The sequence below is a fragment of the Pseudomonas sp. genome, assembly GCF_036387035.1.
Classification (GTDB): Bacteria; Pseudomonadota; Gammaproteobacteria; order Pseudomonadales; family Pseudomonadaceae; genus Aquipseudomonas.
The window spans coordinates 1-24,459 of the sequence record NZ_DASVUM010000231.1 but is presented as its reverse complement, the minus strand read 5'-3'; the positions used below and the strand labels follow the sequence as shown (position 1 = coordinate 24,459).

29 protein-coding genes are annotated in these 24,459 nt (G+C 61.4%); 23 read left to right on the top strand and 6 right to left on the bottom strand.

What is annotated here, in order from left to right; all coding sequences use genetic code 11:
* From VF672_RS21085 to VF672_RS21065, 5 genes are all read right to left on the bottom strand, one after another.
* Positions 1-711: hypothetical protein (locus VF672_RS21085; protein WP_331106496.1), on the bottom strand; the 711-nt coding region annotated here is incomplete at its 3' end.
* A 72-nt stretch (positions 712-783) separates the two neighbouring features.
* A complete protein-coding gene (locus VF672_RS21080) occupies positions 784-1,233 on the bottom strand; it encodes a hypothetical protein (RefSeq protein ID WP_331106494.1) in 450 nt (149 codons plus the stop codon).
* Positions 1,234-1,357: 124 nt separating this feature from the next.
* Positions 1,358-2,287: a hypothetical protein gene (locus tag VF672_RS21075; protein WP_331106492.1), complete on the bottom strand. Its 930-nt coding sequence runs from the start codon at positions 2,285-2,287 to the stop codon at positions 1,358-1,360.
* A gap of 278 nt (positions 2,288-2,565) precedes the next feature.
* The gene (locus VF672_RS21070) at positions 2,566-2,928 is read right to left on the bottom strand and encodes a type II toxin-antitoxin system PemK/MazF family toxin (RefSeq protein WP_331106490.1); all 363 of its coding nucleotides are present in this window, start codon (positions 2,926-2,928) and stop codon (positions 2,566-2,568) included.
* Positions 2,928-3,197, bottom strand: a complete 270-nt coding sequence (locus tag VF672_RS21065) for an AbrB/MazE/SpoVT family DNA-binding domain-containing protein (protein WP_331106488.1) — start codon at positions 3,195-3,197, stop codon at positions 2,928-2,930. The genes VF672_RS21070 and VF672_RS21065 overlap by 1 nt, the downstream gene beginning before the upstream one ends.
* Positions 3,198-3,484: 287 nt before the next feature.
* On the opposite strand from VF672_RS21065, the gene trxC reads away from it, so the two are divergent.
* Both trxC and VF672_RS21055 read left to right on the top strand, forming a co-directional pair.
* Positions 3,485-3,919 (top strand): thioredoxin TrxC, encoded by a 435-nt coding sequence (trxC, locus tag VF672_RS21060; RefSeq protein ID WP_331106486.1) that lies wholly within the window; start codon positions 3,485-3,487, stop codon positions 3,917-3,919.
* Positions 3,920-4,055: 136 nt separating this feature from the next.
* The gene (locus tag VF672_RS21055) at positions 4,056-4,433 is read left to right on the top strand and encodes a PAAR domain-containing protein (RefSeq protein ID WP_331106484.1); all 378 of its coding nucleotides are present in this window, start codon (positions 4,056-4,058) and stop codon (positions 4,431-4,433) included.
* 28 nt (positions 4,434-4,461) lie between these two features.
* Here the strand turns inward: VF672_RS21055 and VF672_RS21050 are convergent, their stop codons facing one another.
* On the bottom strand, positions 4,462-5,244 hold the full coding sequence (locus VF672_RS21050) for a ParA family protein (RefSeq protein WP_331106482.1): 783 nt from the start codon (positions 5,242-5,244) through the stop codon (positions 4,462-4,464).
* A 347-nt stretch (positions 5,245-5,591) separates the two neighbouring features.
* On the opposite strand from VF672_RS21050, the gene VF672_RS21045 reads away from it, so the two are divergent.
* The 21 genes from VF672_RS21045 to VF672_RS20945 all read left to right on the top strand — a co-directional run bounded on the left by VF672_RS21045 (position 5,592) and on the right by VF672_RS20945 (position 24,453).
* Positions 5,592-6,320 (top strand): beta-ketoacyl synthase chain length factor, encoded by a 729-nt coding sequence (locus tag VF672_RS21045; RefSeq protein ID WP_331106480.1) that lies wholly within the window; start codon positions 5,592-5,594, stop codon positions 6,318-6,320.
* Positions 6,296-7,108, top strand: coding sequence for a lysophospholipid acyltransferase family protein (locus VF672_RS21040; protein ID WP_331106478.1), 813 nt, complete (start codon positions 6,296-6,298; stop codon positions 7,106-7,108). Before VF672_RS21045 ends, VF672_RS21040 begins: the two co-directional genes overlap by 25 nt.
* Positions 7,083-7,343, top strand: coding sequence for a phosphopantetheine-binding protein (locus VF672_RS21035; RefSeq protein WP_331106476.1), 261 nt, complete (start codon positions 7,083-7,085; stop codon positions 7,341-7,343). The genes VF672_RS21040 and VF672_RS21035 overlap by 26 nt, the downstream gene beginning before the upstream one ends.
* A gap of 9 nt (positions 7,344-7,352) precedes the next feature.
* Entirely contained in the window at positions 7,353-7,607 is a 255-nt protein-coding gene (locus VF672_RS21030) for an acyl carrier protein (protein ID WP_331106474.1), read from the top strand.
* Positions 7,604-8,149: a hypothetical protein gene (locus VF672_RS21025; protein ID WP_331106472.1), complete on the top strand. Its 546-nt coding sequence runs from the start codon at positions 7,604-7,606 to the stop codon at positions 8,147-8,149. The genes VF672_RS21030 and VF672_RS21025 overlap by 4 nt, the downstream gene beginning before the upstream one ends.
* A complete protein-coding gene (locus VF672_RS21020; RefSeq protein ID WP_331106469.1) occupies positions 8,146-9,825 on the top strand; it encodes an acyl-CoA synthetase family protein in 1,680 nt (559 codons plus the stop codon). Before VF672_RS21025 ends, VF672_RS21020 begins: the two co-directional genes overlap by 4 nt.
* Before the next feature lie 29 nt (positions 9,826-9,854).
* On the top strand, positions 9,855-10,589 hold the full coding sequence (locus tag VF672_RS21015) for a glycosyltransferase family 2 protein (RefSeq protein WP_331106467.1): 735 nt from the start codon (positions 9,855-9,857) through the stop codon (positions 10,587-10,589).
* Positions 10,586-11,530 (top strand): glycosyl transferase, encoded by a 945-nt coding sequence (locus tag VF672_RS21010; protein WP_331106465.1) that lies wholly within the window; start codon positions 10,586-10,588, stop codon positions 11,528-11,530. The genes VF672_RS21015 and VF672_RS21010 overlap by 4 nt, the downstream gene beginning before the upstream one ends.
* Positions 11,511-13,055, top strand: coding sequence for an aromatic amino acid ammonia-lyase (locus tag VF672_RS21005; RefSeq protein ID WP_331106463.1), 1,545 nt, complete (start codon positions 11,511-11,513; stop codon positions 13,053-13,055). Before VF672_RS21010 ends, VF672_RS21005 begins: the two co-directional genes overlap by 20 nt.
* Positions 13,048-13,476, top strand: a complete 429-nt coding sequence (locus VF672_RS21000) for an acyl-CoA thioesterase (protein ID WP_331106461.1) — start codon at positions 13,048-13,050, stop codon at positions 13,474-13,476. The genes VF672_RS21005 and VF672_RS21000 overlap by 8 nt, the downstream gene beginning before the upstream one ends.
* Before the next feature lie 188 nt (positions 13,477-13,664).
* Positions 13,665-14,345: an outer membrane lipoprotein carrier protein LolA gene (locus tag VF672_RS20995; protein ID WP_331106459.1), complete on the top strand. Its 681-nt coding sequence runs from the start codon at positions 13,665-13,667 to the stop codon at positions 14,343-14,345.
* Positions 14,335-16,671, top strand: a complete 2,337-nt coding sequence (locus VF672_RS20990; protein WP_331106457.1) for a hypothetical protein — start codon at positions 14,335-14,337, stop codon at positions 16,669-16,671. The genes VF672_RS20995 and VF672_RS20990 overlap by 11 nt, the downstream gene beginning before the upstream one ends.
* Positions 16,668-17,831: a sodium:proton antiporter gene (locus VF672_RS20985; protein ID WP_331106455.1), complete on the top strand. Its 1,164-nt coding sequence runs from the start codon at positions 16,668-16,670 to the stop codon at positions 17,829-17,831. Before VF672_RS20990 ends, VF672_RS20985 begins: the two co-directional genes overlap by 4 nt.
* The gene (locus VF672_RS20980) at positions 17,822-19,069 is read left to right on the top strand and encodes an NAD(P)/FAD-dependent oxidoreductase (protein WP_331106453.1); all 1,248 of its coding nucleotides are present in this window, start codon (positions 17,822-17,824) and stop codon (positions 19,067-19,069) included. The genes VF672_RS20985 and VF672_RS20980 overlap by 10 nt, the downstream gene beginning before the upstream one ends.
* Positions 19,066-19,812: a class I SAM-dependent methyltransferase gene (locus VF672_RS20975; RefSeq protein ID WP_331106452.1), complete on the top strand. Its 747-nt coding sequence runs from the start codon at positions 19,066-19,068 to the stop codon at positions 19,810-19,812. The genes VF672_RS20980 and VF672_RS20975 overlap by 4 nt, the downstream gene beginning before the upstream one ends.
* Positions 19,809-20,297, top strand: a complete 489-nt coding sequence (locus tag VF672_RS20970) for a DUF3261 domain-containing protein (RefSeq protein WP_331106450.1) — start codon at positions 19,809-19,811, stop codon at positions 20,295-20,297. Before VF672_RS20975 ends, VF672_RS20970 begins: the two co-directional genes overlap by 4 nt.
* Positions 20,294-21,490 carry a beta-ketoacyl-[acyl-carrier-protein] synthase family protein gene (locus VF672_RS20965; protein WP_331106448.1) on the top strand — a complete coding sequence of 399 codons (1,197 nt, stop codon included), beginning with the start codon at positions 20,294-20,296 and terminating at the stop codon, positions 21,488-21,490. Before VF672_RS20970 ends, VF672_RS20965 begins: the two co-directional genes overlap by 4 nt.
* Positions 21,487-21,960 carry a hotdog family protein gene (locus tag VF672_RS20960; protein WP_331106446.1) on the top strand — a complete coding sequence of 158 codons (474 nt, stop codon included), beginning with the start codon at positions 21,487-21,489 and terminating at the stop codon, positions 21,958-21,960. The genes VF672_RS20965 and VF672_RS20960 overlap by 4 nt, the downstream gene beginning before the upstream one ends.
* Positions 21,953-22,681 (top strand): 3-oxoacyl-ACP reductase FabG, encoded by a 729-nt coding sequence (fabG, locus tag VF672_RS20955; RefSeq protein WP_331106444.1) that lies wholly within the window; start codon positions 21,953-21,955, stop codon positions 22,679-22,681. Before VF672_RS20960 ends, fabG begins: the two co-directional genes overlap by 8 nt.
* Positions 22,681-23,907 carry a beta-ketoacyl-ACP synthase gene (locus tag VF672_RS20950; RefSeq protein WP_331106442.1) on the top strand — a complete coding sequence of 409 codons (1,227 nt, stop codon included), beginning with the start codon at positions 22,681-22,683 and terminating at the stop codon, positions 23,905-23,907. The genes fabG and VF672_RS20950 overlap by 1 nt, the downstream gene beginning before the upstream one ends.
* 99 nt (positions 23,908-24,006) lie before the next feature.
* Positions 24,007-24,453 (top strand): excinuclease, encoded by a 447-nt coding sequence (locus VF672_RS20945; protein ID WP_331106440.1) that lies wholly within the window; start codon positions 24,007-24,009, stop codon positions 24,451-24,453.
* Positions 24,454-24,459 lie beyond the last annotated feature (6 nt).

Here is a 24,459-nt window from a genome sequence, read left to right as displayed (position 1 = left end):
CTCGCCCCCTGCCGGCCGCGCGAGTTCCTCTGCGATTTTCGCTTCCATTTCAGCTTCGTAATTCCAGGGATATCGGTCCTGGACTTTTTCGATCATTGGCAGCGCTTTGTAGTAGTCCAAGACCTCTCTCATGAAGACAGGATGCTTGCCGGTCGCACTGCGTTCAAGCTGGCCTCGGGCAATGGCACCTCGGGTCCATTCGGCCTCCATCTGAGCACCGGCGCAATAAGCGGCTCGCCTTTCGTTGACGGTGTAGCCGCCTCTATCGTCATAGGCAATCAGCAGCAACTGATCCCTGGAAAGACCATCGAAGGGACTTCGAACGTTAAGACCACTGCTACTGAAGCAGTTAACGTATTGAGTAGCCCTTATGGCACGGCACAAGAGCACTGGATCAACAGTTTGCGGCGTCTCTAGGTCATGCCGAGACTTCCCGGTTTTATAACCGTCAGATAGAAACTTGCTTTGTTGAGCGGTTGCATAAGCGGCCAGCTCATTGCGAGACATAGCAAGCTCTCGCTGACTCGCCCTTTCTGCACTGCCATTTAATTGCCGGCCCAAGGCTGAGAAGTTTTCGGCCTCAGCCTCGATATTGGCTAACCCATCCTGTGCGCGCTCGATATCTCCGGCGACGGACTTAGACGTGCTTTTTGGTGCCACTGTGCTTGATATGAAATTTTCTCTAGGCGATGCATTTATAGTGAGGATCATGAGGACTTCTCTTTGAGGCATAGCTCAGACAAGGGCTGCCGCTAATGTCAGCCCTCGTACAACCTAGCCTGATTAGCGCATGGTGAAGCTCACCACCCAATCATGACTGGAATAATTAACAGAAGTAACGCTGACGTCGCATCTAGCCCCGCCGTTGGCGACAGCACTTCTATTCCATTTGGGTGTGCGAACTCCGCCGGGGGTCGAGCTCATCAAATAACTGGTCGTAAATTGGCAGGTTTTAACCCCGGCCTGATATCGAACCGTGGCATAGGTAATTGGCGAAGAGCCGTTAGCGCCGACGGTAAAGCTAGATGAGCCACCTTTAACTACTTTATCCGGCTTAGGTATTGCGTTCAGGTAAGTCGCCACCTCATTACGGCCACTTCCGCGCGCATAAAGAGCATCCTCATCCGTATCATTATTAAAATTCACGATCACTTGAGGCCCTGCATTAGCTACTCCGATCGTCGCCAGAGCACAAAACACGAGCAACAACTTGGCTTTACTTAAAGATTTCATTTTTAAGATCCTCCTTTTTATTAGATCTAAAAAGAGCTAATCAGGCATGGTCCAAAATGCCAACTACCCGAACGGATAGGTTCTTTAGAGCGCATCGAGCCGACGCAGAAGACGACCTCAACAATCAGGCTTCAGCCGCCGGCTTCGGTGCAGCAGAAGCAAGCGCACTGGCGCTCGAAGCGGCTGGCTTTTCAACCGCCGGAGCCATCGTGGTCGGCACCGGTGAAGTGCGTGGCGAGAACTTCTTGGTATGCACTATGTTGTTCGGGTCGGTTTTCTTGTCTTTGGTGGTGTCAACGATGCCGGCGAGGATGTCGTAAAGGGTCAGCTTGCGGTCCGGCGCCTGACGTCCAACCGTGCCTGACAAACCAGGCAGCGTGAGGTCGCTCTTGATCCGCGCTTCCAGGATGGCCTCTGCTCCTTTGGGGTAGCTGACGGCCTTTTCTATCGACGGCAGCGACTTGAGGTAGCTCAGGGCGTCGTCGTAGAACCGGGTGGCCTTGCCCGTTCGTGTTTGCTCCATCATCCCTTCGTTGATCGCAACCTTGCGCCAGTCCTCGTCCATTTTCTGCACGCCCTGCCAGGCTGCGCGCCGTTCGTTGAGCGTGAAGGCGCCACTGTCGTCGAAGGTGATCAGGTTCAATTGTTCGCGCGACAGGTTCTGGAACGGGCTTTTTACGTTTTTGTCACCAGCCAGCGTGCGGGTCACGAATGCGCTCGCCTCTCGCGCCCGGTCCAGCAATTCAGGGTTGTCTGTCTTGGGCATTTCCATGGCCCGTGTACCGCTGTTGGCTTCGCGGCCTTCAATCAAAAACTCATTGATGCGATTACGCCCGTATTGACCCAGCTCGGCGTGGGTCATCCCTGCATCCCTCTTTTCGGCTCGAGCCGCGCTCTCGTTCAATTGAGCCGCCAGTGTCGAAAAAGTCGCTTTATCGTTGGTGGCCGCTGCAGCCTTATCGACTGCTTTCGGAGCGACGCTTGCGGTGGTGTCGAAGGCGGGTGTTTTGTTCGAGACGACCGCCGCAACGGCGGCCTGGATCTGGCTGATCATGAGCGACTCCCTGACGATGAGATGGCAGGAGCCAACGTGCATCCTCAGTCAGCCCCTCGCGTTGACACTAGCGATGACCAGGCACGGCGAACAGCTGGGCAAACGGGGGGTGCTTTCGGATAAACAACGCAAAGCCATTCGGTTCAGCGCGCGGACTGAGCAGCCAAGGTCGAGGCGAAAGGAGGAATTCGTTGCGTCTTCAGATGTGATGTTCTGAGGGGGCAGGAGCTTAAACGAGCGGCGAAATCCGACGTGGATCACACCTCGGCTCGCCGCAATCAGTCTTGCAAGTCGATGACACTCAGCACTTTCGAGACAATGTCGTTGGTTGTGATCTGGTCCAGACTTTCGATGTACCTGGCGGACCCTCTGTGCACTCGGTTCTCCAGGTCAAAGCTGCGCACTTGATTACAGACCGCGACGCCATTTGTTTCGTGACCACTGACGACGACGGCCAACCCTGACTCTCGCGCATGCACACCGGCACTGGTTACCGGAACAGCCATGCACAGACCCAACTGATTTCTACGTTGGCAGGTGATGATGACGAAGCGGTGCCGTCCTTTCATTTCACGACCTGAAACCGGATTTGGGTCTATCGTGTATACGTCACCTTGACGAGGTGCCTTGCGACGAACCATCAGGTAATTTCCCGTCCGACCGACTCACCCTCTCTGGCCCATGCCGTTTCGCTGTTGAGTTCAGCCACATGCTTCGCGCCTTCGAGCAACTCGGTCGCGGTGTAGCGTCTGCGTGCAATGTGCGCAAGAGGCTTTGCGACCAAGCCCCCGGCCTCGACGCTCAGCTCGACCTGGGACCCAATGTCGAGGTCGAGAAGCTTGAGGAACGCGGGCGGAATGGTCATGACTGCTGCGCCACCCTGGCGCCGAATTGTAGAGTTACTGGTCATCTTTTTTCTCTTTCGGTTCATAGCAGGACCTCACCAGAAGTGCTACGAACGTAGCACTCGCTACATCTCAATGCGAGCGATGAGGGCAGGGGCGAAGCATACTCAGGAGCCGATTCACCACCAATGGGAAGCTACGACCCCGGTCGTAGGAATCTGCTGAGTTCCCCCGTCGCCTTGATCTATCAACGTAAAACATTGCTGCCGCCCTAGAGTCGGACCCGTAAAGCTTGATAACCCAGCCACCCGACTCCACCTAACAGTCATCCACCCTTCATCAGGCTTTTGTCATGTCCGAATCACTGCTGATCCCCTGCCCACATTGCAACGGGCTCAATCGCATTCCGGCCGGACGGCTCGCCGACCAGCCGAAATGCGGCCGCTGCAAGCAGCCGGTTTTGCTGAGCAAACCGTTTAACCTGACGCAGGGCGATTACGCCAGCCAGATCAAAGGCGATTTGCCGCTGCTGATGGATGTCTGGGCGCAATGGTGTGGTCCGTGCAAGTCCTTTGCCCCCACCTTCGAGCAAGCGGCCACTCAGCTGAGCGGGCGGGTTCGGCTGGCGAAACTGGACAGCGAAGCCAATCAGCAGCTTTCCGGACAATTGGGGATTCGGTCGATCCCCAGCCTGATCCTGTTCAAGGACGGCCGTGAAATCGCCCGGCAAAGTGGCGCGATGCCATTGCCACAGTTGATGGCCTGGCTGACCCAACACGGAATATGAAAGGCGTTTCTTCAGCGATCGAAGCGCGTGACAGCCAACGCTGTAGGCATGTTCTGAAAGCGCTCCTTCGCCCCGAATTCGTCGAATTCTGCGCTAGGCTTCGCCACTCCTATCGGCACCCTGGAGTAGCGAAGCGATGACATACGTGGTCAGAGAGGGCGATTCAACGACAACCGGCGGCGTGGTTTTGAGCGCGTCAGGCTCGCACACGTGGGAGGACCGGCGCCTGGCGCGCATGGGCGATCCGGTCTGGTGCGAGCAATGTGCTCAGATCGGTTTCATTGCCCAAGGCAATCCGACTTTCATCGACGAACTCGTGGCCGTGGCAACGGATGGCCAGACGGTGCGCTGCGGCTGCGAGGAAGGCACCCATCGCTTGATCGCCAGCCAGGATCAGCTTCAGGCTGACATGGACGCGACGATCAAAATCCCCAAGGACATGGCCGACAAGGCGCGCAAGCGAGCCAGGCAGATGACGCGAGCGCGCCTGGAAAGCCACGAGCCACTTACCTGAGCATTTACCCTCCCACGCCTCGCTTCAGTCAGCGATGACCTGCCCCTGTTTCCAGCAAGTGATGCAGTTCGACAAATTGCTGAGTGAGTTTATGCCGCGGCTCCAGATGGATCAGCGGCATATTGGCTTGGTGAGATTCACGCATCTTGATCGAGCTGGCGAGGTAAACCGGCAGCACCGGCAGCCCTTCAGCAATGAGCTCGTCGAGGATCTGCTGGGGCAGGCTGGCCCGCGCCTGGAACTGGTTGACGATAATGCCTTCCACCTCCAGGTCTTCATTGTGATCTTCCTTGAGCTCTTCGATTTCCTTGAGCAGACCGTAAAGGGCCTGACGGGAGAAGCTGTCGCAGTCGAACGGAATCAGCACACGATCCGCCGCGATCAACGCCGACACTGCGTAGAAGTTCAGCGCTGGGGGCGTGTCGAGATAAATGCGTTCGTAGTCTTCGCCCAGCTCGTCCAGCAGTTTTCTGAGCTTGTTGATCTTGTGCTTGGCTTCAAGCTTGGGCTGCAGGTCGGCCAGCTCTGCTGTCGCCGTCACGACATGCAGGTTGTCAAAGGGCGTTTCGTAAATGTCGACCTGATTCTTTTTAGCGCCCGGTCCGGACGATAAGGTTTGCTTGAAGAAATCCGCGATCCCCATGGGAATCTCATCACCGGTCAGCCCGGTGAGGTACTGCGTCGAGTTGGCTTGAGCATCAAGATCGATCAACAGCGTCCGATAACCTTCATGAGCACTGACAGCCGCCAGATTGCAGGCGATGCTGGACTTGCCAACGCCGCCCTTCTGATTGAACACCACACGCCGCATGTAAGACTCCCTGTTGTCGTCTAGCCGTGGAGGATCGCCAGCGACCCGATGAATGGTCCCGAGTCTAGGCAATCGCGATGAGTAGGGCGAGCCTCTCGGAAAAATCTGACTGTAGGGGCGAAGCCCGCAACATAGACAGCCACCTTGCTCCTACAACACAGCGTCGGCTACCGCTGCCATACCAGTAGGAATAGTCACCAGTAAACCCACGTTTTGTTTCAGCGTTTGCCTCGGTGCCATGGCATCGGGATAATGCCCGCCACTCGGTGATAGCGCCGCGCCATGGCTGGTGCCACTTCGGAGACTCGAAGCCTGGAAGTATGCCCGCGTCAGGGCAGGATGATTTTGTGATCAAGTTCAACATTACACAGTGGCGCGCATGGGCGCCGGGGCTGACATCGGTCGACGAGTGGCGCCAATGGAGCCACGAGCCTCGTATCCCTGCTCCGACTGACGCAGCGCCGGACGTTTCATTTTTGCCGGCCATGCAACGCCGCCGGTTGAGCCGTCTGGCCCGTATGGCCTTCAGCGTAGGCTGGCCATTGGCTGAGGGGCTGGAGCGATTGCCGCTGGTGTTCGTTTCCCGCCACGGCGAAACGCCCCGGACCTTCGACATCCTCAGCGATCTGGCCAACGATGAGCCGCTGTCGCCTACCCAGTTCAGCCTGTCCGTCCACAACGCCGTTATCGGCCTGTGGTCGATCCTGCGCGGCGAGACCAGCGAAATGACAGCCCTGGCCTGTGCGGGCGACGGGCTGGAACATGGCGTCGTCGAGGCGGCCGCTTTGCTCGAAGAAGGAGCGCCAGCGGTGCTGCTGGTGATCACCGAAGAACAGCCACCTGCCGCCTATGCGCCGTGGATTGACGATGTGCCGTTTCCCTATGCGCTCGGCTTGCTGCTGACGCCCGGTGACCAATGGCAGCTGTCCTTGACGACCCGCGAGTCGGGCGAGCCTGACTCCGAGCGCAGCCATTGGCCCCACGCGCTCAACCTTTTGCGCGTGCTGTCGACACAACAGAGCGCTCTGCAACATCCCTGGAAGAATCGGCTATGGAACTGGCAACACAACCGCTGAGCAAAAGCCGCGACGCCTATCACTGGCGTCTGCTGGCCACGGCCCTGAGCTTTGCCCTGTTCGGTGTGGGCGGGTTGTGCCTGCGTGCGGTCGTCTTCCCGCTGCTGGCGCTGTTGCCCGGTGATGCCTGCAGCCATCAACGCCGCGCGCGTCGAACCATAAGCCGCCTGTTCTGGATGTTTATCCGCCTCATGAGCAACGCGGGCGTGCTGACTTACGACATTCAGGGGGCCGAGCGTCTGGGCCGCCCCGGGCAGATGATCATTGCCAACCACCCGTCGCTGATCGACGTGGTGTTTCTCATCGGCCTCGTGCGTGACGCCAACTGTGTGGTCAAGCAAAGCCTGTGGCAAAACGTCTTCACCCGAGGGCCGGTGAGGGCCACCGGCTACGTCAGCAATGACGGCAGCGCCGACATGCTGGAACAAGCCGCGCATCTGCTGCAGACCGGCCAGACACTGATCATCTTTCCCGAGGGCACACGGACTCAGCCCGGCAAGGCCCCAGCCTTCCATCGCGGCGCAGCGGCCATCGCGCTGCGTGGGGCCCACGTCATCACGCCGGTGACCATCCATGTGTCGCCGACCACGCTGACCAAGGCCGAGCCGTGGTACCGCATTCCCCTGCGCCGCCCGTATTTTCAGCTGCGCGTGGGCAACGATATCGATCCAGCGGCATTCGCCGCGCTTGGCCCGGCCCCTGTGGCGTCGCGCAAGCTCAATGACCATCTGCATCAACATTTCATCAAGGAGCTCGCCACAGATGAGCGATCTGCACCAGGACATTAAACAGCTGATCATCGACGCCCTGGGCCTCGAAGACATCAGCACCCACGACATCGGCAATGACCAGACGCTGTTCGGCGAAGGCCTGGGGCTGGACTCGGTCGACGCGCTGGAATTAGGCCTGGCCATTCAAAAGCGCTACGGCATCAAGATCGACGCCGACGCCAAAGACACTCGCAATCACTTCACCAACGTCGACAGCCTCGCGGCATTCGTCAGCGCGCGCCAAGTGGCCTGAGGACAACCCATGCAATCCCGTGAAGACATCTTCGACACCCTGCGCTCGTCGATGGTTGAGCTGTTCGAGCTCGAGCCCGAGCGCGTCATCCTCGAAGCCAACCTGTATCAGGACCTGGAAATCGACAGTATCGATGCCGTGGACCTGATCGACCACATCAAGCGCAAGACCGGCAAAAAGATCGCCGCTGAAGAATTCAAGTCGGTGCGGACCGTGGGCGATGTCGTCGACGCGGTTTACCGGCTGGTCCACAGCGCAGCATGACTCGACTGATTGGCCTGGTCCTGGTGCTTGCCGGTGTGCTGTACCCGTTCGCTGTGTATTTCGGCATGGGTCACTTTGCCCCGTGGCAGTTCGCACTGCTGCTCGGCGCGTTGTGGGCGGTGCGTGCGCTGACCAGTGAGGGCCGTCCAGGCGGCGTGTCGATGGCGCTGACGGCGATGGTTTTTTGCCTGCTGCTCGGGCTGTTCAACAGCCCGCACTTACTGCGCTGGTACCCGGTGCTGATCAGCGGCTTCATGCTGACCCTGTTTGGAATGAGCCTGATGCGCGGAATGCCGCTGATCGAGCGAGTGGCACGCCTGACAGAGCCCGACCTTCCGCCCGTCGCGGTTCGCTACACCCGCCAGGTCACCGGCATCTGGTGCCTGTTTTTTCTCTTCAATGGCCTCGTCGCCGCCGCGCTGACCCTTTGGGCGCCGCTGAGCTGGTGGACCTTGTACACAGGGCTCATCGCCTACGGCTTGATGGGCCTGCTGTTTGCCGGTGAATGGATTGTTCGCCAGCGCGTGCGGGGCCCGGCATGAGCTGGATCAATCTCCAAGACCTGCTGCTTGACGCCCATCCGCAGCGCGCCGTTGCGCATGCGCCCGTCCTCGGCCACGCCCAATTACAGGAACGCGCACTGCGTGTCTCAGCCGCACTGCAACAGCGTGGCGTGACACGGTTCGCGGTGCATCTCGAAGACGCCGCCGAGCTGGCCATCGCACTCTTGGGCGCCTGGCGCGCCGGCGTGGCGGTGCTGCTGCCTTCAGACCTGCAGGCGCAAACCCGACAGCGCTGGGCCGGTCATGTCGACCTGTGGCTGACGGACCTGCCGGAAGACACCCGACTCGATCAGCTGAACGCCGCCCCGCTTGCCCCCGCTGCGCTCGATCTGGATCAGTGCAGCTTGAGCCTGTGCACCTCCGGCTCCAGCGGCGAACCCAAACTGATCGAGAAACGCCTGCGCCAAATGGCCAACGAAGTCACTGCCCTTGAGCGCTTGTGGGGCGCGGGCCTGGGCGATGCCTGCATCATCGGCAGCGTGGCCGCGCAGCACATTTATGGGCTGCTGTTTCGGGTGTTGTGGCCGTTGTGCGCCGGACGCCGTTTCGTGCGCAAGCAACTGCCGTTTCCAGAAGACCTGCAATGCGCCAGCCGCGAACATGCATCCTTCGCCTGGGTGGCGAGCCCCGCGTTGCTCAAACGCATGGGTGACAATCTTGACTGGAACCACTTGAGCGCCGTGCGCCGGGTGTTCTCTTCCGGCGGCGCACTGCCAGCCGACGCTGCAGCGAGCCTGCATCAACGACTTGGGCAGTGGCCGAGCGAAATACTCGGCAGCTCCGAAACCGGCGGCATCGCCTGGCGCGAAGGGGACTCGCTGTGGCGCGCTTTTGATGACGTCACGCTAAGTCAGGATGACGACGGTGCCCTGCGCATCGAATCGCCGTACTTGCCAAGTGGCCATGTCGAACAGACGTCCGACGCAGTGCGGTTCCTGGCAGACGGTCGTTTCGAGCTGCTGGGCCGACTGGACCGCATCGTCAAACTGGAAGAAAAACGCATCTCCCTGCCGCTTCTGGAGCAGGCGCTCGCGACCCATGAGTGGGTCAGCGAAGTCCGTATGGGCGTGGTCCGGGAAAACCGGGCGTCTTTGGGTGCTCTGGTGGTATTGAGCGCCAGCGGCGTACACGCCTTACGCAATCGAGGTCGGCGCGCATTGACCCAGGCGTTGCGTCTGCACATGGTGCCGCACTGCGAAGCGCTGGCCTTGCCGCGTCGCTGGCGACTGCTGAGCCATCTGCCGCTCAATGCCCAGGGCAAGCTCCCCCAGGCGCTGATTGACACACTGCTGGTGTCACCGCGCACGCAGGCACCGGACCTGATCGCACAGGAACAGCACGAAGACGAGTGGCGACTGCAGTTGATCGTCCCTCTGGACCTGGCGCACTTTCCGGGGCACTTCCCGGGCACGCCAATATTGCCCGGCGTTGTGCAAATCGATTGGGCGGTAAACCTGGCCCAGCGCCTGATGGACCTGCCGCCCCGCTTCGCCGGCATGGAAGTGTTGAAGTTTCAACAGCTGGTGCGCCCCGGTGATCGCCTGAGCCTGACCCTGCGTTTCGACCCCGAGCGCAGCAAGCTGCATTTCGCCTATCGCAACGGCGACGCGGCCTGCTCCAGCGGACGGATTTTATGGGTGAAAGCGGATGCTTGAACTCAGCACATTCATGGCAGAGGCCGCTCATGCATAACCCCTGCGCCGTGATCCCGGTCTACAACCACGAACTCGCCGTGCCGGCCGTGGTTGCCGAGTTACTGCAAGCCGGCTTGCCGTGCGTGCTGGTCGACGACGCCAGCAGCCCGGCCTGCGCCGCCGTGCTTGATGCTCTCGCCCAACAGGCCGGCGTGTTTCTGGTGAGGCTGCCGATTAATCAAGGCAAGGGCGGCGCAGTCATGGCCGGCCTGCGCGAAGCTTCGAAATTGGGATTCAGCCACGCCCTGCAGGTCGATGCCGACGGCCAGCACGACCTGAACGACATCGCGGTATTTCTCGATCACTCTCGCGCGCATCCGGCGGCGCTGATCTGCGGCTACCCGCAATACGACGCCAGCGTGCCTAAAGGCCGCTTGTACGCGCGTTACCTGACCCACGTCTGGGTCTGGATCAACAGTCTGTCGCTGCAGATTCCCGATTCGATGTGCGGCTTTCGGGTTTACCCGCTCAAGCCGGTGCTGCGTCTGATCGACACCGTGGATCTGGGCAAGCGCATGGATTTCGATCCGGAAATCCTCGTGCGCCTGTCGTGGCGCAATCAGCCGATGCGCTGGTTGCCGACCAAGGTTCACTATCCCCAGGACGGGCTCTCGCATTTCCGGCTGTTCCACGACAACGCCCTTATCTCCAAGATGCACGCCAAACTGTTCTTCGGCATGCTCGGTCGCTTCCCGCTGATCCTCTGGCGGCGGTGGTTGCCATGAATGACGCCGGTCAAAAGCAACACTGGGCGTCCCATGAGGAGCGTGGCAGTTTCCTTCTGATGAAGCTTACAGCCTGGGGCGTGAAGGTCCTCGGTCGTCGAGTGCTCAGCCCGATCCTGCACGGCATCGTCCTGTACTTTTTTCTATTCGGCCGCAGCGCCCGCCGCAGTGCCTGGCAGTACCAGCAGCGTCTGGCCGACTGGACCCAGCAGCCGCAGTTGCGCCCCACTCACTGGCGCGTATTCAAGCAATTCATGGCCTTCGCCGACGCCCTGCTCGACAAGCTGGACGTGTGGAACGGCAAGCTGGGCCTGGAGCAGATCGAAATCATCGATGACGCACACCTGCGTGACCAGTTGCGCGGCGAACGCGGGCAAATGCTGGTCGGCGCGCACTTGGGTAATCTTGAAGTCTGTCGGGCGCTCGCCGAACTGGGCGAAAAAGTCACCATGAACGTGCTCGTGCACACCAAGCATGCCGAGCGGTTCAACCGCCTGCTGGGTGAAGCCGGCGCGACCAATCTGCGGCTGATTCAGGTCAGCGAGCTGGATCCTGCAATCATGCTGCAACTGAGCCAGCGGCTGGACCGCGGCGAATGGCTGGCCATCGCCGGTGATCGGGTGCCGCTGCACGGCGGACGCAATGCACGGGTCGATTTTCTCGGCCATACGGCCCCGTTTCCGCAAGGCCCTTGGCTACTGGCCGGCTTGCTCAAATGCCCGATCAACCTGATTTTCTGCCTCAAGGGCGCGAGCGGTTACCGGGTGATTCTCGAACCGTTCGCCGCCGCGATCGAATGGCGGCGCAGCGATCGCCAGCAAGTGATCGGCCAGTGGACCCAACGCTACGCCGACCGTCTGGCGCACTACTGCCTGCAAGCGCCACAGCAGTGGTTCAACTTTTACCCGTTCTGGAAATCCGATGACGAACCCCGCACCTGAGCCCATCATTTTCGGCGAAGGCCACCTGCGCATTGAGGATGTGCTGGCCCTGTCCAACCGCCAGCGGCCGACGGCGTTGCAGAACGACAGCGCCTACCGTCAGCGCATCGCCCGGGGCGCCCAGTTTCTTGATTCGCTGCTGGACAAGGAAGGCGTAATTTACGGCGTGACCACCGGCTACGGCGACTCGTGCGTGGTAGCGGTGCCGCTGCACCACGTCGAAGCGCTGCCGCGTCACCTCTACACCTTTCATGGCTGCGGGCTCGGCAAACTGCTCGATGCTCAAGCCACGCGCGCAGTTCTGGCCGCACGCTTGCGCTCGTTGTGCCACGGCGTGTCTGGCGTTCGGGTCGAGCTGCTCGAGCGTCTTCAGGCGTTCCTTGAGCACGATATCCTGCCGCTGATCCCGGAAGAGGGCTCGGTGGGCGCCAGTGGCGATCTGACGCCGCTGTCGTACGTGGCGGCGACCCTGTCGGGCGAGCGCGAGGTGCTGTTCAACGGCGAGCGTCGGCAGTCCGCCGAAGTGCATCGTCAATTGGGCTGGGAACCGCTGGTGTTGCGCCCCAAAGAAGCGCTGGCCTTGATGAACGGCACGGCAGTCATGACGGGCCTGGCGTGCCTGGCGTTTGCCCGCGCCGATTACCTGCTGCAACTGGCAACCCGCATTACGGCGATGAACGTAGTGGCGTTGCAAGGCAACCCCGAGCATTTCGACGAGCGCCTGTTCGCTGCAAAACCGCATCCGGGACAGATGCAAGTGGCCGCCTGGCTGCGCAAGGACCTCGCCATCGACGCGCCAACCGCCCCGCTGCATCGCCTGCAAGACCGATATTCCCTGCGCTGTGCGCCCCATGTACTCGGCGTGCTGGCCGACAGCCTGAACTGGCTGCGCAGCTTCATCGAAATCGAGCTCAACAGCGCCAATGACAACCCGATCATCGACGCCGAGGCTGAACGCGTGCTGCACGGCGGTCACTTCTACGGTGGCCACATCGCCTTCGCCATGGACAGCCTGAAAAACCTGGTGGCCAACGTCGCCGACCTGCTGGACCGCCAGCTCGCGTTGCTGGTGGACGAACGTTACAACCACGGTTTGCCGAGCAACCTGTCCGGCGCCCCGGCGGACCGCGCGATGATTAACCATGGCTTCAAGGCCGTGCAGATCGGCACCAGCGCCTGGACCGCCGAAGCACTGAAAAACACCATGCCGGCCAGCGTGTTTTCGCGCTCCACCGAATGCCACAACCAGGACAAAGTGAGCATGGGCACCATCGCTGCCCGTGACGCGATTCGCGTGCTGGAGCTGACCGAGCAAGTCGCCGCCGCAACCCTGATTGCCGCCAATCAGGGTGTCTGGCTGCGCAGCCGCACCGCCGATGCCCGCCCGCTGCCGCCGGCGCTTGCCGCCATGCATGAACAACTGCGCGCCGACTTCCCGCCGGTGATCGAAGACCGCGCGCTGGAAGGCGAGCTGCGACTGTGCCTGCAACGCATCGCCGCACAACATTGGGGGCTGCATGCGTAGCAAAGGCGTGATCCACGAAGACACCGAAGTGCTGGTGCCATTCTTCGACATCGACACCATGCATGTCGTCTGGCACGGCCACTACGTGAAGTACCTGGAAGTGGCGCGCTGCGCGCTGCTCGACAAGATCGGCCACAACTACACGCACATGCTCCAATCCGGTTATGCCTGGCCGGTGATCGACCTGCAACTGCGCTACGTGCGCGGCGCGGTCTTCGGCCAGCGCATCAACGTGCGCGCCAGTCTCGTGGAATGGGAGAACCGCTTGAAGATTGATTACCTGATCACCGATGTCGCGACCGGGGAGCGCCTGACGCGCGCCAGCACCGTGCAAGTGGCCGTCGACGTGAACTCGCGCGAGATGCAACTGGCCTCCCCCAAGGTGTTTGTCGAAGCGGTTGAGAGGGCGTTGACATGCTGACCTCCGCGGGAGACTCCCTATTGTCCAGACACCACACTTTGGCGCAGCAAACTCAATCATGTGGGAGTGAGCTTGCTCACGAAGACGACATTTCAGCCGCTGAAGATTTAACGGATGTCCCTACCCTTTCGCGAGCAAGCTCGCTCCCACAATTGACCTTTCGGCAGACGCATCTGCACGGGTGTTTGATGAGCGCGAGTTTGCTCGGGGACATCGCCAACACGCATTTGCGCCATGTGAAACAACGTGGGGCCTTCAAACGCTTCGCTAGCACGCTCGTTCCCGCAATTGCAGCGCTGTTTCTCAGCTTCGGCGCCCACGCCTTCGAGTTGCAGCAATTGAGCGAGCAACTGGCAAAACCCGGCGTTATCCATGGCGCTTTCGTGCAGGAAAAACACTTGCGTGCCCTGCCCCAGCCGTTGACCAGCACGGGCAAGTTCGTGCTGGCGAAGGATTCAGGTCTGCTCTGGCTGCTCGATACGCCGCTCAAACAGGATTACCGCATCACCGCCGCCGGCATCGCCCGTCGCGAGACTGGCGCCGACGGCGGCTGGCAGATGCTGCCCGGCAAAAGCGCAGGCGCCGAGCAGAACCGGCTTTTTCTCGCCGTCTTGCAGGGTGACAGCAGCGGCCTGCAGCGCGATTTCGACGTGCAGTTGAGTGGCGACGTCCAGGCCTGGCAACTGACATTGGTCCCGCGTTCGATGTTGCTCAAACAAGTGTTCAAGCAGATCAACATCAATGGCGGTGCATTGGTGCAACGTATCGAATTGCTTGAGACACAAGGCGACAGCACGCTGCTCAAGATGATCGACAGCTCCAGCGCCCAGCCGTTGAGCGACTCGGAGCGCGCTGATTTTGCCGATTGAACGCCTGTTGCCGCGTCTGTTTCTGATCATCTTGCTGGCGGTGCTCGCACTCGCTGGCTGGCAGTGGCGTCACGGCGCACCGCTGTCGGCCAACCTGATGGAGCTGGTGCCCGGCAGCACGCCGGATGCGCTGGAGCTGCGCGCCGAACAGCGCATTCAGGAGCCGATGAACCGCGAGATGCTGGTGCTGGTCGGTCACGCCGACCCGGCCCAAGCCGTAGAACTGGCGCGCCAGCTAAGCGAAAAGTGGCAAGCCAGCGGTCTCTTCGAAAAGGTCCAGTGGAATGTGCAGGCCGATCTTCCGGCCCTGCGTGAACAACTGCTGCGCGGGCGCCTGGCGATGCTGCCGTCCAGGGATCGCACCGAACTCATCGAGCACCCCGAGACGTTTATCCAGAACCGCGTGCAAAGCCTGTTTGACCCTTTTGGCGGCTTTAGCCTGGTGCCGAGCCAGGAGGATTGGCTCGGGCTGACCGGACGCATTCAGAATGGCCAGCCGATCCAGGGTTCGGTGCAACTGGACATCGGCAGCGGCGCGCTGATTGCCAAGGCCGACGGCAAAAGCTGGGTGCTGCTGCGCGCCCGTACCCGCGCCGACGCCTTCGACATGCGCATGCCGCTCCGTGTTTCCGCGCTGCTGGACGAAGCCCGGCAGCAGGCGAGCGCCGGCGATGCCCAATTGCTCGCGGCGAGCGGTCTCCTGTACGCCGCCCACGGCCAGCAGCAGGCCACGCGGGAAATTACTTGGGTCGGTGGCGGAGCCACGCTGGGCATCCTGCTGTTGCTGCTGCTCGCCTTCAAACGCTGGCGCGTGCTGCTGGCGTTCATTCCCGTGATGGTCGGCATGCTGTTCGGCGCTACGGCCTGCGTCGCGCTGTTCGGCACGATGCACGTCATGACACTGGTGCTGGGCTCAAGCCTGATCGGTGTGGCGGTGGACTATCCGCTGCACTACCTCTCTAAAAGCTGGAGCCTGAAACCCTGGCGCAGTTGGCCGGCGTTACGCCTCACCCTGTCGGGCCTGAGCCTGAGTCTGGTGACCAGTTGCATCGGCTATCTGGCGCTCGCCTGGACGCCCTTTCCGGCCCTGACGCAGATCGCCGTGTTCTCGGCGGCCGGTCTGGTGGGCGCTTATCTAACGGCGGTGTGCCTGCTGCCGGCGCTGCTCAACGGGGTGGAGTTGCGGCCTGCGCAATGGCCGCTGAGTATCGCCGAAGCCTTGATGAACGCCCACGCCCGTCTGCTCACTCGCGTCCGCACGCCGGTACTTCTGGGTCTGTTGCTGGTTTTTTGCACAGCCGGGCTTCTTCAACTGACCACCAGGAACGACATTCGCCAGTGGATCGCCGCGCCGCAAAGCCTGACCGACGAGGCGAGGTCCGTGGCGCGCATCACCGGCTATCAACCCACCAGCCAATTCTTCCTCGTGCGCGGCACTGATGAGCAGCAGTTGCTGGAACGCCAGACCGCGTTGAGCCAGCGGCTCGATCAACTCGTCATCCAAGGCCAACTGCAGGGTTACTTGTCCCTCAATCAACGGGTGGCGACGCCTGCCCAGCAACAGGCCGCGCGCGCCGCCCTCGATTCGCTGCCCGCGCAGTGGCAGCCGTTGCTCGCGCTGGGGGTGCCACCGGACGTACTGAAGAGCGAGCTGTCGAACCTGCGCGCCCTTCCCGTTCTGAGCATCGACGACGTACTCGCCGGCCCCCTGGGCGAACCCTGGCGCCTGCTGTGGCTGGGCAGCAACGATGAAGGCGTCGCCGGAATCGTCAGCATCCAGGGCTTGAACGATGCAGCGCTGCTGCGAGTGCAGGCGCAGGGTCTGCCGGGGGTGCAGTTGGTAGACCGTCTTGGCGACCTGAACAAAGTGTTCGCGGCCACCCAGATCAGTGCTGCCGAACTGAAGCTGGCGTCGTGCGTGCTGATCGTTTTGCTGCTGATGTTGCCATTCGGTCTGCGTGGGGCGCTGCGGGTGATTGCCCTGCCGTTGCTCGCCGCCGTCTGCAGCCTGGCGAGTCTGGGCTGGCTCGGTCAGCCGCTGACGCTGTTCAGCCTGTTTGGCCTGCTGCTGGTCACTGCCATCAGCGTCGACTACGCGATCCTCATGCGCGAGCAGATTGGCGGTGCTGCCGTGAGCCTGCTGGGCACGCTGCTGGCAGCGGCGACCACCTGGTTGTCGTTCGGTCTGCTGGCGATATCCAGCACCCCGGCAGTGAGCAATTTCGGGCTATCAGTGAGCCTCGGGCTGGCCTTCAGCTTCATCCTCGCGCCCTGGGCAGGGCGTCAGCATGAAAGCGCCGCGCGTCAGCACGAGGCACGCCCATGACAATCGTCCTGTTCTGGGCACTGGTGCTCGGGCTGTTCGCACTCGCCAGTCGGCTCGGCGCGCGACTGAACCTGATCCCTATCGTCAGTCAATTGCTGCTGGCGACGTTTGCCATCCCGCTGCTGATGCTACTGCTCGTCGAGCCCCGGTGGCAGCTCACCGGCGCGCAACTGGTCGCGCCGACCTGGCTGAAAACCCTGTACGGGCTGAGCTTCGCGGTGGTGCTCGGGCATATCCTCAGTGACGTGATCGATGTGCGTCTCGACCCGCAGAGCCTGAAAGTCGCGGTGCCCAGCTTCTGCGTGCCGTTCCTTTGCGGCGTAGGCTGCGCGATGTGGCTGCTGCCAGCGTCGAGCGGGCTCAGCACAATAGCGTTGGGGCTAGTGTTCGCCATCACCGCCATTCCCGTGCTTTACCTTTACCTCAACCACATCGGCTACCCGCCCCACGCCACGCGGCGTCTGGTGCAAACCGCGATTCTCATCGATCTCGCCTGCTGGGGCCTGTTCGGGCTGGCGCAGGGCAGCCTGCATCTGAGCAGCCTGGTTGTCCCGCTGCTCCTCGCCTGCGTGCCGCTGCTGTTGCGGCTGCCGCAGATTCGGCAGCCGCCAGTGTACGGGGCGGTTTTCTTTGTCCTGCTGATGCTCGCCGAGCACTACCGTCTCAACGCGCTCATTGTCGGGATCGGCTACCTGTTGTGCATGAATGCGCTCAGGCAACCCTTCGCCCTGCCGCTGAGCACCGCCTCGTTCAAAGCGCTGCAGCATTTTCTGGCGATCCCGCTGATCCTCACGTTCGGCATCGTCCAGATCAATATTCACAGCGCCATCGGCGAACTGGGCGGCCTTAACCTGATCGCGCTCGTTGTGCTACCAATTGTCAGCAAGCTGCTGGGTAACTGGATTGGCCTGCGCTGGGCCGCGCCTTCGTTCCCGGGTGCGGTGCGCTGGAAAGAAGCGCTGCTGCTGAACATCCGTGGCCTCAGCGAAATCGTGTTCCTCAATCTGCTGCTGCAACAGGGGCTGATCAGTCCGTCGCTGTATTTCGCGCTGATGCTCATGAGCCTGATCGCCACGCTGTTGCCTGCCCTCCTGGGCATGAATCGCCCTCTTGATCTGCAAGACGTCAAAACACTCGAAAAGGAAACCTTGTGCCAATAGCTGAAATGGAATGTCGCCAGATCGTCGTGATCGGCGCCGGTCCAGCCGGAGCCATCGCCGCCGCATTGCTCAAACGTCAGGGCCACGACGTGCTGATCATCGAGCGCCAACAGTTTCCGCGCTTCTCCATCGGCGAGAGCCTGCTGTCTCACTGCCTGGATTTTGTCGAAGAAGCAGGCATGCTGGAGGCGGTCAATGCTGCCGGCTTCCAGCGGAAAAACGGCGCCGCATTCGCCTGCGGTGAGCAGTACAGCGCGTTCGACTTCGGCGACACGTTCAGCAACGGCAAGCCCACCACCTTTCAGGTGCAGCGCGCCGACTTCGACAAACTGCTGGCCGACGAAGCCGAGCGCCAGGGCGTTGAAATTCGGTACCGGGAAACCATCACCGCCACAGACTTTTCGGGCGAGAATCCGATCATCGATGTGCAGCGCGAAGATGGCACGGGCTATCGCGTGCAAGCGACGTTTGTCCTCGACGCCAGCGGGTATGGTCGCGTGTTGCCGCGCCTGTTGGACCTGGAGGCGCCTTCGGCCTTTCCGCTGCGTCAGGCGGTTTTTACCCACGTTGAAGACCGCATCGACGACCCGCGCTTTGATCGCGAAAAGATTCTGGTGACGGTTCACCCAACGTTGAAAGATGTGTGGTTCTGGTCGATACCGTTCAGCAATGGCCGCTGTTCGGTGGGCGTCGTGGCATCGGCGGAACGCTTCGAAGGCAAGCCCGATGACCTAGACGCCTGCCTGCGCGCGTTCATTGAAGAAACCCCAAGCCTGAGCCGCGTGCTGCAAAACGCTGTCTGGGACACACCAGCCCGCAGCATCGGCGGGTATTCGGCCAATGTTAAAGCCCTGCACGGCAAAGGCTTTGCCCTGCTCGGCAACGCGGCGGAATTCCTCGACCCGGTGTTTTCGTCTGGCGTGACCATCGCCATGCGCTCGGCAAGCATGGCCGCCGGTGTCCTGCATCGTCAGTTGCAAGGCGAGAGCGTTGACTGGGACACCGAGTTTGCAGCGCCGCTGAAACGCGGTGTCGACACCTTCCGCGCCTACGTCGAAGGCTGGTACGAAGGCAGCTTCCAAAACGTCATTTTCTATCCGGGCAGCAGCCCCGACATACGCCGCATGATCAGCTCGATCCTGGCCGGTTACGCATGGGACGAGCGCAACCCGTTCGTCGCCGAACCCAAACGTCGCCTGCGCATGCTGGCCGAAATTTGCGCGGGCCCACGCCCATGAGGGGCCAGTATTTCAGCGACAGTTACGTCGAAGAAACGCGTCTGGGCTTCCTGTTTTTGCGCAGTCATACCTGGCAACACCACGTATTGCGCGTGGCAATCAACGACCTGCGCAGCCTGTTTAGCGAAGCGCTGCCGCAGAACCCGGTGTTGCTGGACGCGGGTTGCGGGCAAGGCAAGTCGTTTCAGTACCTGCAGAGCGCTTTCAAGCCGACGAAAATTCTCGGCATCGACGCCGATCCGCTCAGCCTGCAGCTCAGCGCCGAAGAGGCCCGGCGCCGTGGCTTGAACGTCGAGTTGATCGGCAGCGATTGCGCGGCATTGCAACTGCCGGACGCGAGCGTCGACATGGTCTTCTGCCACCAGACCTTCCATCATCTGGTCGAGCAGGAACAATCCCTCGCCGAGTTCTACCGTGTGCTCAAACCCGGCGGTTACCTGCTGTTCGCAGAATCCACCGAGGCCTACATCGACACGTGGGTGATTCGCTGGTTCTTCCGTCATCCCATGCATGTCCAGAAAAGCGCGGCACAATACCTGGACATGCTGAGCAATGAAGGTTTTCATTTCACAGCGCACAACGTTTCGTACCCCTATCTCTGGTGGAGCCGAGCCAGGGATTTCGGTCTGTTGGAGCGGTTGAAACTGGTCAAACCCAAGCCCTTTGGTGAACGTGAAGAGACGCTGATCAATGTCGTCGCACGCAAACCTCTCTCGGCATTCATAGAAGGTAAAACCTCATGATTCGCGCCTTTCTGCTGGTCTGCGTCCTGTTGGTGAGTGGCTGCGCCAGCCATGCGCCGCTGCCGGCGCAAACGCCTCATATCAAATTCCCGGTGCAGCTGCATGTCCAGCGCGAACAGGCGGGTCAACGCCAGGACTGGCTGATGGTGATCCAGAAAGAACGCCACGGCCTGCGTTTCTCGCTGATGGACCCACTCGGCATCCCGGTGGCGCGCCAGCAGCTTCGCGAAGAGCGCTGGAAGGCCGACGGCCTGCTGCCGCCTAACCACGAAGCCCGGGAGCTGTTCGCCGCGGTGTTGTTTGCCCTGACGTCCCTGGAGGAAGTGCGCTTTGACTACCCCGGCGTCCAGCTGCGTCCGTATGGCCGCAGCCTGGATGATCGCTGGTTTGTCGATTACGCCTCCGAGGGCTTCTTCAAGATCAGCATGGAAAGCGGCGAGCTGAAATACATCGTCAGCCCGCTCGAAGGCAAGGCGAGTCAATGACGGCGTACCTCAATGCCTTGGGGTTGATCTGCGCACTGGGCGACGACCGCCAGAGCGTGGCCCGGACGTTGTTTGCCGGGGACACCTCATGCATGCGCATGGAAGGTGGCTGGATACCAGAGCGCTCGCTGCCGGTAGCCGGCGTGAAAAGTCCGCTGCCCACCCTGCCAGCCGAGCTTGCCCCACAAAGCAGCCGCAACAACCAGCTGTTGCTCGCCGCGGCGCTGCAGATCGAGCCTGACATTCAGCAGGCGATCGCGCGTTATGGTCGTGGCCGCATCGGCGTGATTCTGGGCACAAGCACGTCGGGCATCGACGAAGCGAGCCGCGGGATCGCCAGCTATCTGACCCATCAGTCTTTCCCGGAAAGCTACGACTATCGTCAACAGGAGCTCAGCGCTCCGGCGAATTTTCTGGCGTCATGGCTGGACCTCAGCGGCCCGGCCTACGTTATCTCCACCGCCTGCACCTCCAGCGCCCGCGCCCTGCTCAGTGCGCGCCGGTTGCTCGACATGAACCTGTGCGATGCGGTCTTGTGCGGCGGCGTCGACAGTCTGTGCGCCCTGACTATCAACGGTTTTTCGTCCCTTGAAGCAGTGTCGAACGAGCGGTGCAATCCATTCTCGCGCAATCGCAACGGCATCAATATCGGCGAAGCAGCCGTGCTCTTTCTGATGACGCGTGAAGCCGAAGACGGCCACCGTATCGCCTTGCTGGGTGCCGGCGCCTGTTCCGATGCGCACCACATTTCGGCGCCGGAGCCCACCGGGCGCGGCGCGCAAGAAGCCATGAGCAGAGCGCTGAGCAGCGCAGGTCTGGCTGCCACGGACATTGCGTATCTGAACCTGCACGGTACCGCGACCCCTCACAACGACGCGATGGAAAGTCTGGCGGTCAACGCCGTCTTCCCTCTCGGCGTGCCGTGCTCATCGACCAAACCCATGAGCGGTCACACCCTTGGCGCCGCAGGTGCGTTGGAAGCGGCGTTCTGCTGGCTGGCGCTTGCTCCCGAAAATATCGGGCGGCAACTGCCGCCTCATGTGTGGGATGGCGAGGCCGATACAAGCCTGCCCGCGCTGAGTTGGGTTGAAGCCAATGACGCCCTGCATCCCGGGCCGCCGCGGCGGATGATGAGCAATTCCTTTGCCTTCGGCGGCAACAACATCAGCCTGATCATCGGGGAGCAAGCATGAGCGCTGCACCTACATGCCCGTGGCCGCCGGCCGATTTGCTGCCCCACGCCGGCGACATGGTACTCATCGACGCAGTGCTGTCATTCGATGAAGAGCAGATCCACACCTGCGTCACTGTTCGACCCGGCGGGCTGTTCAATCGCCCCGACGGCAGCATGCCGGCCTGGGTCGGTATCGAGCTGATGGCACAAAGCGTCGCCGCATTTGCCGGCTGCCAGGCTCGCGTGAAGGGTGACCCGGTGGCGCTCGGATTTCTGCTGGGCACGCGCAAATTCGAATGCAGCGTCGAGCATTTTCCGGTCGGCAGCGAGCTGACCATTCACGCCCGACGGTCGTTGCAGGACGACAGCGGCATGGGCGTGTTCGAGTGCTCTCTGAGCGGCACCGGCATTCAGGCCACCGCCCGACTCAATGTTTATTGCCCGCCACAATCGGCGAGCTATCTGGCCGAAGGAGCCGTACATGACTGACTCAATTCTGGTCACAGGCTCAAGCCGCGGCATCGGTCGCGCCATCGCGTTACGGCTGGCCCAGGCAGGCTACGATATCGTGCTGCACTGCCGCACTGGCCGCGCCGAAGCCGACGCGGTGCAAAGCGAAATATTGGCGCTGGGGCGTCAGGCGCGCGTGCTGCAATTCGACGTGGCCGACCGCGCTGCATGCAAAACCGCCCTTGAGGCCGACGTCGAAACCCACGGTGCCTACTACGGTGTGGTCTGTAACGCCGGGCTGACCCGCGACGGCGCGTTTCCGGCGCTGACCGATGACGACTGGGACAGCGTCATTCGCACCAACCTCGATGGCTTTTACAACGTGCTGCACCCGGTGATGATGCCAATGATCCGTCGCCGCGCCGCTGGGCGCATTGTCTGCATCACCTCGGTTTCGGGGTTGATCGGCAATCGCGGCCAGGTCAATTACAGCGCATCGAAGGCCGGCGTGATCGGCGCGGCCAAGGCGCTGGCAATCGAGCTGGGCAAACGCAAGATCACGGTCAACTGCGTCGCGCCGGGTCTGATCGATACGGCCATGCTCGACGAAAACGTCCCGGTCGATGACCTGATGAAGATGATTCCCGCGCAGCGCATGGGTACGCCGGAAGAAGTGGCCGGCGCAGTGAACTTCCTGATGTCGGCGGAAGCTGCTTACATCACCCGCCAAGTGCTAGCCGTCAATGGAGGCCTGTGCTGATGAAACGCGTTGTCGTCACCGGCATGGCCGGCATTACTTCATTGGGCAGCGACTGGGCCAGCATCGAGGCCCGTTTCAGCGGCAATCGCAGCGGCATCCGGCGCATGGACGAATGGGACCGTTTCACCGAGCTCAACACACGCCTGGCCGGCCCCATCGATGATTTCGTGGTGCCCTCGCACTGGACGCGCAAGCAGTTGCGCAGCATGGGCCGCGTGTCGCGCCTGGCGGTCGGCGCGGCCGAACAGGCGCTGCAAGACGCCGGCTTGCTGAACGACCCGATCATTCGTGACGGCCGCATGGGCGTTGCCTGCGGTTCGTCCACAGGCAGCACGGACGAAATCAAGGCGTTCGGCAACATGCTGCTCAATTCGGTGGCCGAAGGCCTCAATGCCAACTCGTACGTGCGCATGATGCCGCACACCACGGCGGCAAATATCAGCATTTTCTTCAACCTCACCGGCCGCCTGATCCCGACCTCCAGCGCCTGCACCAGTGGCAGCCAGGGCGTGGGCTATGCCTATGAAGCGATCAAGTTCGGGCGTTTGCCGTTGATGCTGGCAGGCGGTGCCGAGGAGCTGTGCCCTACCGAGGCGATGGTCTTTGACGCGCTGTATGCAACCAGTTTGAAAAACGATGCGCCGCACACCAGCCCGCGGCCGTATGACAGCGGGCGCGATGGGTTGGTGATCGGCGAAGGCGGCGGCATGCTGGTGCTTGAAGAACTGGACCATGCGGTGGCGCGAGGGGCGAAAATTCATGCCGAGGTCGTCGGCTTCGGCAGCAACGCCGATGGCGTGCACACCACCCGTCCCGAGCAGATCACCATGCGCCGGGCCATGGAGCTGGCGCTGGAAGATGCAGGCCTTGCGCCCGAGGCCATTGGTTACGTCAACGGCCATGGCACGGCCACGGAGCAGGGCGACATCGCCGAGACCCTCGCCACCCAGAGCCTGTTCGGCTCGCGCATGCCGATCAGTTCGCAGAAGAGCTTTCTGGGCCACACTCTCGGCGCCTGCGGCGCTCTGGAGTCATGGTTCAGCATCGAAATGATGAACCGTGACCGCTACATCCACACGCTCAATCTGGACGAAGTCGACAGCCGCTGCGGCGAACTGGACTACCTGCGCGGCGAGCCCCGCCGCATGACCCACGAGTTCGTGATGAACAACAACTTTGCTTTCGGCGGGGTCAACACGTCGTTGATCTTCCGCCGCTGGTCTTGACCGCTTGATCTGTGCGACCCACCGGCGCAATGGAAGAAACTTCCGGCGGGGCACTTCACCGATCTTCTACACCCCTTAAACACCTCAAGGAGCGACACCATGAAATTGAAAGTCTGGGCAGCAACAGCCGCCGTCGTTTTGAGCATACTGCCGGGTATCAGCCAGGCTCGGGACACGGCGCTGTATCTGCCGTTCGACAAGGTGGTCGCGCAGATGACCCAGGAGAAAAAGCTCGACGGCAGCGTGAAGTTCTATCTCGCTGGCGTGCAGCCAAAAGGCAAGGTGTCAGTGCTGTCAGCCAATGCGGTGACCAACAAGAAAACCAACGCCTTCAACAAGAGCGATAACGAGGCCTGCGAGTGGGTCTTGCAGTCAGCCATTCTGCAATTGAATGAGGCTGCGAAAAGCGCAGGTGCGAATGCTGTGGTCAACATCGCCAGCTATTACAAAAAGATCGAGCGCAAAGACCCGGCGACCTACGAATGCCACGCTGGGGCCATCATGGCGGGCGTCGCGTTGAAAGGTGATCTGGCGAAGGTGCAGTAAGCGTTT